This is a genomic window from Hominiventricola sp. (genome assembly GCF_057604405.1).
The window spans coordinates 1-7920 of the sequence record NZ_DBLYVB010000040.1 but is presented as its reverse complement, the minus strand read 5'-3'; the positions used below and the strand labels follow the sequence as shown (position 1 = coordinate 7920).

Annotated in this window: 10 protein-coding genes; all 10 read left to right on the top strand. The window is 41.0% G+C overall.

The genetic code is table 11. The features are described 5' to 3' along the window. Nucleotides 1-410: single-stranded DNA-binding protein (locus tag ACZMB2_RS13375; protein ID WP_487597102.1), on the top strand; the 410-nt coding region annotated here is incomplete at its 5' end. Nucleotides 411-451: 41 nt separating this feature from the next. Then, complete coding sequence (locus ACZMB2_RS13370) at nt 452-652, top strand: helix-turn-helix domain-containing protein (protein WP_055282092.1); 201 nt, start codon at nt 452-454, stop codon at nt 650-652. A 336-nt stretch (nt 653-988) separates the two neighbouring features. Then, on the top strand, nt 989-1354 hold the full coding sequence (locus ACZMB2_RS13365) for a DUF3847 domain-containing protein (RefSeq protein ID WP_055282090.1): 366 nt from the start codon (nt 989-991) through the stop codon (nt 1352-1354). Beyond that, complete coding sequence (gene mobQ, locus ACZMB2_RS13360; protein ID WP_148872499.1) at nt 1354-3081, top strand: MobQ family relaxase; 1728 nt, start codon at nt 1354-1356, stop codon at nt 3079-3081. The genes ACZMB2_RS13365 and mobQ overlap by 1 nt, the downstream gene beginning before the upstream one ends. Before the next feature lie 38 nt (nt 3082-3119). After that, the gene (locus ACZMB2_RS13355; protein WP_055282228.1) at nt 3120-4994 is read left to right on the top strand and encodes an AAA family ATPase; all 1875 of its coding nucleotides are present in this window, start codon (nt 3120-3122) and stop codon (nt 4992-4994) included. A gap of 193 nt (nt 4995-5187) precedes the next feature. Next, nucleotides 5188-5427: a hypothetical protein gene (locus tag ACZMB2_RS13350; RefSeq protein WP_055282085.1), complete on the top strand. Its 240-nt coding sequence runs from the start codon at nt 5188-5190 to the stop codon at nt 5425-5427. Between the two features lie 30 nt (nt 5428-5457). Further along, complete coding sequence (locus ACZMB2_RS13345; protein ID WP_242853638.1) at nt 5458-5808, top strand: hypothetical protein; 351 nt, start codon at nt 5458-5460, stop codon at nt 5806-5808. Nucleotides 5809-5898: 90 nt separating this feature from the next. Then, entirely contained in the window at nt 5899-6108 is a 210-nt protein-coding gene (locus tag ACZMB2_RS13340) for a DUF6462 family protein (RefSeq protein WP_005609464.1), read from the top strand. Nucleotides 6109-6198: 90 nt separating this feature from the next. Further along, complete coding sequence (locus ACZMB2_RS13335; protein ID WP_172677201.1) at nt 6199-6369, top strand: hypothetical protein; 171 nt, start codon at nt 6199-6201, stop codon at nt 6367-6369. 35 nt (nt 6370-6404) lie between these two features. Next, nucleotides 6405-7640: a site-specific integrase gene (locus tag ACZMB2_RS13330; protein ID WP_055282084.1), complete on the top strand. Its 1236-nt coding sequence runs from the start codon at nt 6405-6407 to the stop codon at nt 7638-7640. Nucleotides 7641-7920: the final 280 nt, after the last annotated feature.

Genomic DNA, 7920 nt, shown 5'->3' with positions numbered 1-7920 from the left:
TGAATAGAGTGATTTTAATGGGAAGACTGACAAAGAATCCGGAGATCAAATATGCCGGAAAAGATAATGATATGGCAGTAGCAAGATATACACTGGCAGTGAACAGAAAATATAAACGTGATGGTGAACAGGAAGCGGATTTTATTTCGTGTGTAACATTTGGTAAGAGTGCAGAGTTTGCACAGAAATATCTTCACAAGGGAATGCGGATTGTGATCGGTGGTCGCATCAGCACTGGCAGTTATAAGGATAAGGATGGAAAGACGATTTATACCACAGATGTGATTGTGGAAGAACATGAATTTGCCCAGAACAAGGACAGCGGTGCTGGAGCAGATTCATCAGAAACTCCGAAAACAGATAAAGACGGATTTATGGAAGCGAAGGATGGAGAAAATCCGTTTGACTAATAAAAGCAGAAATCTGTCTAATAAAAATGTGGAGGTTATTTATGAGTGTAAGTTATAACAGATTGTGGAAACAGCTCATTGATAAAAATATGAAGCGAATAGAAATGCAACACCTCACCGGGATTAGTGCAAATATCCTTGCCCGGATGGGAAAAAATCAATATGTATCAATGGAAACAGTCGAGAAAATTTGTAAGAAAATGGATTGTACTATTGACGAGATGATGGAATTTACAGATTAAAGATAGCAAGCCGGATACGGCATAATTCTCTTAGCAAAGCTAAGAGCGCACTTCTATACAGGCAATTACATCTGCCTGTATCGTGCGACCTGCGGTGCCATTCCTGACTTTGAAGAATTTCAATCCGGGAATATAGCGAAATCATAGATTTCGTACAAGGGGATAATTTCCCCTTGCGGCAAGAAGCCTATCCTATTGTAATAACTAATCTATTTTAAAATTGCGGAGGTCAGTATTTCTTTATTGTGAAACAACGACCTCTGTTTTTTATATCCAGGAATCGGCATTTATGAGAAGACCGGTTCTTTTTGTTTACAGAAAAAGGAGGACAGGAAAGTGAGCAGAGCAAAAAATCCGAAATATGAATCCATGTCATTGGAAGAACTGAGAGCCAACATGGAAAAAAGTAAAAAGGAACTGGAACATGCGATCCACAATAAAAATATTCTTGAACAGAGGAAAAGGATAGTGGAGCGAAAGGAACGTTCCCACAGATTGATCGTTAAAGGAGCAGAGTTTGAAAAAGCATTTCCATTATCCAGAGATTTGGAACAGGAAGAAGTTCAGGATGTTATGGAACAGTTGCAGAACAGTAGTTACAACAAGAGTATTGTGCGACAGGTTTACATAGCAGCCTTACACAAAGAGCAACAGCAGATTGCAGAAGCAGTTGAAAGAGCAGAAAAAGGAGATGACAGTTAATGGCATTGTATCATTTTTCGGTAAAGCAGGTGTCCAGAGGAAAAGGTCAGACAGTGGTTAATTCCGCAGCGTATATTTCGGGGCAGAAGCTTTATAACGATTATTATGGACAGACGCATGACTATACAAAAAAGTCTGGAGTAGTTTTCACAGAAATTCTGACGCCGGAATATGTGCCGGAACGTCTGACTGATCGGGAAACACTCTGGAATGAGGTAGAAAAGGTGGAGAAAAGTAAACGGGCACAGTTAGCTTATTCTTTTGATATTGCTTTGCAAAATGAACTGACGCTAGATGAAAATATAGAACTGGCAAGAGCGTTTTGCCGGGAGCAGTTCGTAGCACATGGCATGATTGTAGATCTGGCAGTTCATGAGGGAAAATCAAAGAATGAGGATGAACCAGATAATCCACATTTTCATGTACTTGCTCCAATCCGTCCTTTTACAGAAGATGGAAGATGGGGCAACAAGCAGAAACGGGAATATGTTCTGGATGAAGATGGAAACCGGATAAAAGATGCTAAAGGGAAGGATATATTCAATGCTGTTTCCACTACCGGGTGGAATGATCCGGAGCTTTTAAAGGAATGGAGAAGAGCGTGGACGGAGAAAGTAAATGAAAAATTCCGGGAGTGCCACATGGCAGCCAGAATTGATCACCGTTCTTACAAAGAGCAGGGAATTGACTTGATTCCGACCATACATGAGGGATATGAAGTTCGGGCGATGGAGAAAAAGGGGATTAAAACAATCATCGGGGAACTGAACAGAGCTATTCGACAGTTCAATCAGATGTTTATTTCTTTGAAAGAATCCATTCAGTGGATGAAGACAGCTTATGAAGAAATGAAGGTAGAACTGGATCGCAGACAGAACCCTACACTTCTGGAAAGCCTGCAAGATTATTATGATAAAAAGACACAGGGCAGACTACCGCTCCCAAATTTCTATGCGGAGATGAAACGGAGAGGGAAGAATCTCTCCAACTTACAGGAGTTTGCAAAGTCTATCAATTATCTTCAGACACATCAGATAGAGACAATGGATGACTTGAAGGAACGGATTGATGAACTGAATGGTGTTGTATCAGTCAGTAAAAAAGAGATTTCCGAAAAGCGAGATCAGTTAAAGAAACTGGAAAATCTACAAAAGATGGCAGAAGTAATAAAGATAAACCAGCCATTGATTGATGAATATAACCGTTTCTATTTTCAGAAAAGAAGGGAGAAATATTACCAGCAGCATAAGAAAGAAATCAATTACTATCGCAAATGTGAACGGGAGCTGAAACAGCATCTGGATAAAAATGGAAAAGTGCCAACTGCCAGATGGAAACGGGAAAAAGAAGAACTCCGGACAGCGATCGAAGAGCTGAAAGCAGATAAGCAGCCATATCAAGATGAGTTGGCTTTTGTGAAAAAAGTACAGACCTGTGCAGATATTGCCAGACGTGACCGGGAAATGGCAGAAGCAGATACTTCCGGGCGTTCAGAAGAAAAAAGCGAGAAGCAGACAAAGTTCCCAGCATTTCACGCAGCTCAGACGGAAGATATTTTTGAAGAAAGCGGTAAAGCAGAGCAACAGCCGGTGAATCAGCAGGAGAAGAAGCCAGAAAAGAAGACTTCTCTTCTGAGAAAATTGGATGAAAAGAAGAAAGAGTGTGCAGAGCGTGATGCAAAACAACAGGCAGTGAGGGAAAAACGGAACCATGAGATGAGTTTATAACAGTCTGTCAACAGGACAGATAGGAAAGGATGATGAAAATGCAGTATACAGAAGAACAGATTGCAAGAGCAAACCAGACCGATCTTGTTTCTTTCCTGAACGAACAGGGAGAACAGTTGGTAAAAAGTGGCAGAGAATACCGTTGGAAAAAGCATGACAGTGTAACGATATCCGGAAACCGATGGTATCGGCATAGTCAGAGTAAAGGAGGTTATCCGGTAGATTTTGTAATGGAATTTTATTATGCAACATTCCCGGAAGCAGTGAAAATGCTGATCGGGGAAGAAGGCGAAGGCAGGCAGAAGTCCTGCCCCGCCCCGTCAAAAGACTTCCGATTACCGGAGAAAAATAAAGATAATGAAATGATTGTAAAGTATCTGACAGAAAGCAGAGAGCTTGAGAAAAATCTGGTGATGGAATGGATTGTCAGAGGAGATATTTACGAAGAAAAGAAGCATCATAATGTTGTATTTATCGGCAGAGATGCAGATGGTATTCCAAGATATGCACATTGCCGTGGAACTGGTGAAATGAAATATCGTGGAGATGTAGCCGGTTCTGATAAAGCTTTTGGATTTTGCCACAGAGGAACGGATAATCAGTTGTTTGTGTTTGAAGCAGCCATTGATCTGCTCTCTTTTATTCAGTTGTTTCCCAAAGACTGGAAGAAACGCAGCTACCTGAGTCTGGGTGGAGTCTCCAGTGTGGCACTGATGACCTTTCTTTCTGAACGCCCTCAGATTACTTCTGTTTTCCTGTGCCTGGATAATGACCAGGCAGGGAATGAGGCTTGTGAGAAACTGGCAGGAGAAATCTCAGAAGGATACAGTGTAATTCGTCTGAAACCATCGCGAAAAGACTGGAATGAAATCCTCTGTGATAAAAATACTGACAGAAAGAAAGCAATCGCAGAAACAATCACAATAAAAGTACCAGAAGCAGAAGAACTGGTGCCGATGTTATGTTATGAAGATATTAAGCAGACCAGTGTGGAGTGGTTGTGGTTTCCTTATATTCCATTTGGAAAACTGACAATCATTCAGGGCAATCCGGGAGAAGGAAAAACTTATTTTGCAATGATGCTGACGGCAGCTTGTACCAATCGAAAGTTATTTCCTAATATGGAAGATATTGAACCGTTCAATGTAATTTATCAGACAGCAGAGGACGGTATGGGTGACACTATCAAGCCAAGACTGATAGAAGCAGGAGCAGATCTGAGCCGGGTTATGGTAATTGATGATACGGAAGAAGCATTAACCCTATCTGATGATCGAATTGAAAAAGCAGTCAGACAGAATCGAGTGCGGCTTGTAATCATTGATCCGGTACAGGCATTTATTGGAGCAGATGTGGATATGAACCGGGCAAATGAAGTGCGTCCGGTGTTCCGAAAACTGGGAATGATTGCCGAGAAGACCGGATGTGCCATTGTGCTGATCGGACATCTGAATAAATCTTCCGGAACACAGAGCACTTATCGAGGACTTGGTTCTATTGATATTATGGCAGCAGTGCGAAGCTTGATTTTCATCGGAAAAGTAAGAAAAGATCCAACCACAAGGGTGTTGATTCATGAAAAAAGCTCGCTAGCGCCACCAGGGGAGACAATGGCATTTAAACTGGGAGACGAAGAAGGATTTCGATGGGTGGGAGCTTATGAGATTTCCGCAGATGAATTGTTAGATGGAAAAGAAGGAAAAGCAACAGAAACAAAGCTGGAGCGAGGGAGAAAATTGATCAGGGAACTGCTTGCTGATAAAAAAGAAATTTCAATCAGGGAATTAGACGAAAAGGCAAAGGAGCAGGGAATATCCGGGAGGACAATGCGTGATGTGAGAAGCCGAATGAAGAATGAGTTGGAGTACCAAGTAAATGAAAAGCAGGAGAATAGTATTCGATTAAAAGAATGATGGGTGGCAGAGTCATCGAAGCAAATACAGATTTTTATAGATACCCTATCTGCCACCTGCCGTCTGCCGGTGCATGAATACTTTCAAGTATCAGGAGTAAGTAAAAGTAGATTGACAGATAATATAGAAAAGCGTATTATAATAATAAGAGGTGGGATTTCCCACACAAATGCTTGCGTAGGAGGTGTTGATAATGGAAGCAATGAAAGATTATGTTGCCCATCTGGATAACAAAAAAAGAATTACTCTCAGAGGAGCTGCTTATCAGTATTATAATGTAAAAGAATATGGAAATGGCTGCATTATTCTGGAACCTCGGGAACTGGCAGTGCCAGAGTGCATTTCAGCCAGAACTCTGGCAGATATGGATCGTGCAGTAAGCAATTTTAAAAGAGGCGATGTTTCCCAGGCTATTGACCTGTCAGATTTTTAAAAGGAATGAGAGATGAATTTTAATATACGAATGGGAATTCCTGAAATGCAGGAACTTTGGTTAGATCTGCAGGAGAAATATCGTTCCGGTAATATAAAAAAGAAGGAAGAACAGTTGTATAAAAAATGGGGAAAGGCTTTAAAGCTGTTGTCGGCTGATCCGGGTTATCCGAGTCTTCAAACCCATGAAATAGAGCCATTATCCAGACGTTACGGAATGAAAGTGTGGCAATCTTATCTGGAAAATAAAACCAGTGGCGCAATGAGAATGTACTGGGTTTATGGACCAGACCAGAAAGATATTACAATTATTGGATTGGAGCCACACCCGGAAGATAAGAAAAATGGCGCATACGACCGAATTTCACTGTCGGATTTGTAGAATAAAACTGAATATGGAACTTAACACGAGCAGTTAGTCTATGAAAAATAGGTTAGCTGCTTTTTTCATGCAGAAAAGGAGGTGCGGTGTATGGGATATGCACGTAAAGATGTAGAGAAAACAAAGAAAATAGCAAAGAAATTCGTCCGTTATCAGGAAGGGGCAGAGCTTTACAGCATTGGGCTGACGAAATTCCAGGAGTTGGCGAAAGAAGCCAAAGCAGTGTATAAGATTGACAAGGTTGCCCTTGTAAACTGTGAGATATTTGAAAAGTATCTGGAGACATTCCGGATTGCGTAGGGAAGAAAAAATTGTGGAAGGACGAAAAACAGGGATTGACTTTTTGTCATACGAAAACTATAATGAAGATGTGGAGGAATAAGAACAGATATGGCGAAGACAGGAAGACCAAAGTCGGAAAATGTAAAAAAGAAAGTATTGAGTATCCGGGTGGAAGATTCTATGTATAAGCGTATCTGCGATTATGCCGGAAAGCACAAAATGACTGTGACAGAAGTTGTCCTGCAGGGACTGGAAAGAATTTTGAACAGACCTGAATAACATGAAGTCCTTCCTTTATTGAAGGAGGATTTTATATGGCACAGACAAGAAAAGATCTGCGAGGCAGAGTCTTGCGGAAAGGTGAATCACAGAGACGTTCCGATGAGAGGTATGTATATACTTATACAGATCCCCTTGGAAGACGTAAGTATGTTTATGCACAAGACCTTGTAACGCTTCGAGAAAAAGAAGCACAGCTCATGAAAGACCAGATGGACGGTCTGGATATTTATGTTGCCGGAAAGGCTACAGTAAATTTTGTATTTGACCGCTACATGAGTCTCAAAAACAATCTGAAACCAACGACCAAGAGTAATTATCTTTATATGTATGACCGATTTATCCGGGATACATTTGGAAAGCGGAATATAGCAGAGATTAAGTATTCTGATGTGGTGCAGTTCTATAATCATTTGACCAAGAAGCAGGAACTGAAGATTAACACATTGGAAACCATTCATACGTTATTGCATCCAACTTTTCAACTGGCTGTAAGGGATGACATTATCAGAAAAAATCCTACGGATGGAGTCATGGCAGAATTAAAGAAAAACTTAGGCATGAAGACCGGTGTGAGACATGCACTGACGATTCCACAGCAGAGAGCATTTATGGAATATATTGCTGCGCATCCGATTTATTTTCACTGGTGGCCGATTTTTACGATTTTTCTTGGAACCGGGTGCCGGATTGGAGAAGTTTTAGGGCTTCGATGGGAAGACATTGATTACGAGAAGCGGATTATCAGCATCAATCATAATCTGACGTATTATCCGGTAGGAGAAGACCGGGCATCGGAAAATCACATTTCGACGCCGAAAACAGAAGCCGGAATGCGTACGATTCCCATGTTGGATACAGTGAAAGATGCTTTTGAAATGATCTGGGAAGAGCAGAAAGAAAATGGCTGGACAGATGCAGAGATTGACGGAATGACAGGCTTTGTTTTCTGTAACCGTTATGGAAATATAATGAATGCCCAGTCAGTCAATCGAGCAATCAAGAGAATCTCATCTGCTTATAACGCAACAGAAGAAATAGAGGCAAAAAAAGAGCATCGGGAGCCGGTGCTGTTGCCGGATTTTTCAGCGCACAGCTTGAGACACACATTTTGCACAAGGCTTTGTGAAAGAGAAACAAACCTGAAAATAATCCAGTCGATCATGGGGCATAAGGATATTCAGACCACTATGGATATCTATGCAGAAGCGACAGAGGAGAAAAAACAGGAAACATTTGAACATTTGGCTGCAACAATGGATGTATTTTAAGAAGGGCTTATGAACCCTTTCATCTGACAACAGAAATAACCAAATGACATCAAATTGACAACAGATATGATTTGACAATGATTCATCATGAATGGTGATGAAGAGAAGACAATTTAATAGAAATAGCACAGCGAAGCATCACGAAGGGTAATGAAGAAAAATCAAAAAAATTCCCGACGATGAAGAGCATTGGTGGCGTAAAGGATGAAAATGGCGTAAGTTCTAAGCCTTCAGAAGAGGTAAAAGCTGAGCCGGAGAAGATTGATTTCTCTAATGTAAA

What these genes read in the sequence shown, in the direction of transcription:
- ACZMB2_RS13370 (WP_055282092.1), top strand. Translation starts at nt 452, where the DNA reads ATGAGTGTAAGTTATAACAGATTGTGGAAACAGCTCATTGATAAAAAT.
- mobQ (WP_148872499.1), top strand. Translation starts at nt 1,354, where the DNA reads ATGGCATTGTATCATTTTTCGGTAAAGCAGGTGTCCAGAGGAAAAGGT.
- ACZMB2_RS13355 (WP_055282228.1), top strand. Translation starts at nt 3,120, where the DNA reads ATGCAGTATACAGAAGAACAGATTGCAAGAGCAAACCAGACCGATCTT.
- ACZMB2_RS13350 (WP_055282085.1), top strand. Translation starts at nt 5,188, where the DNA reads ATGGAAGCAATGAAAGATTATGTTGCCCATCTGGATAACAAAAAAAGA.
- ACZMB2_RS13345 (WP_242853638.1), top strand. Translation starts at nt 5,458, where the DNA reads ATGGGAATTCCTGAAATGCAGGAACTTTGGTTAGATCTGCAGGAGAAA.
- ACZMB2_RS13340 (WP_005609464.1), top strand. Translation starts at nt 5,899, where the DNA reads ATGGGATATGCACGTAAAGATGTAGAGAAAACAAAGAAAATAGCAAAG.
- ACZMB2_RS13335 (WP_172677201.1), top strand. Translation starts at nt 6,199, where the DNA reads ATGGCGAAGACAGGAAGACCAAAGTCGGAAAATGTAAAAAAGAAAGTA.
- ACZMB2_RS13330 (WP_055282084.1), top strand. Translation starts at nt 6,405, where the DNA reads ATGGCACAGACAAGAAAAGATCTGCGAGGCAGAGTCTTGCGGAAAGGT.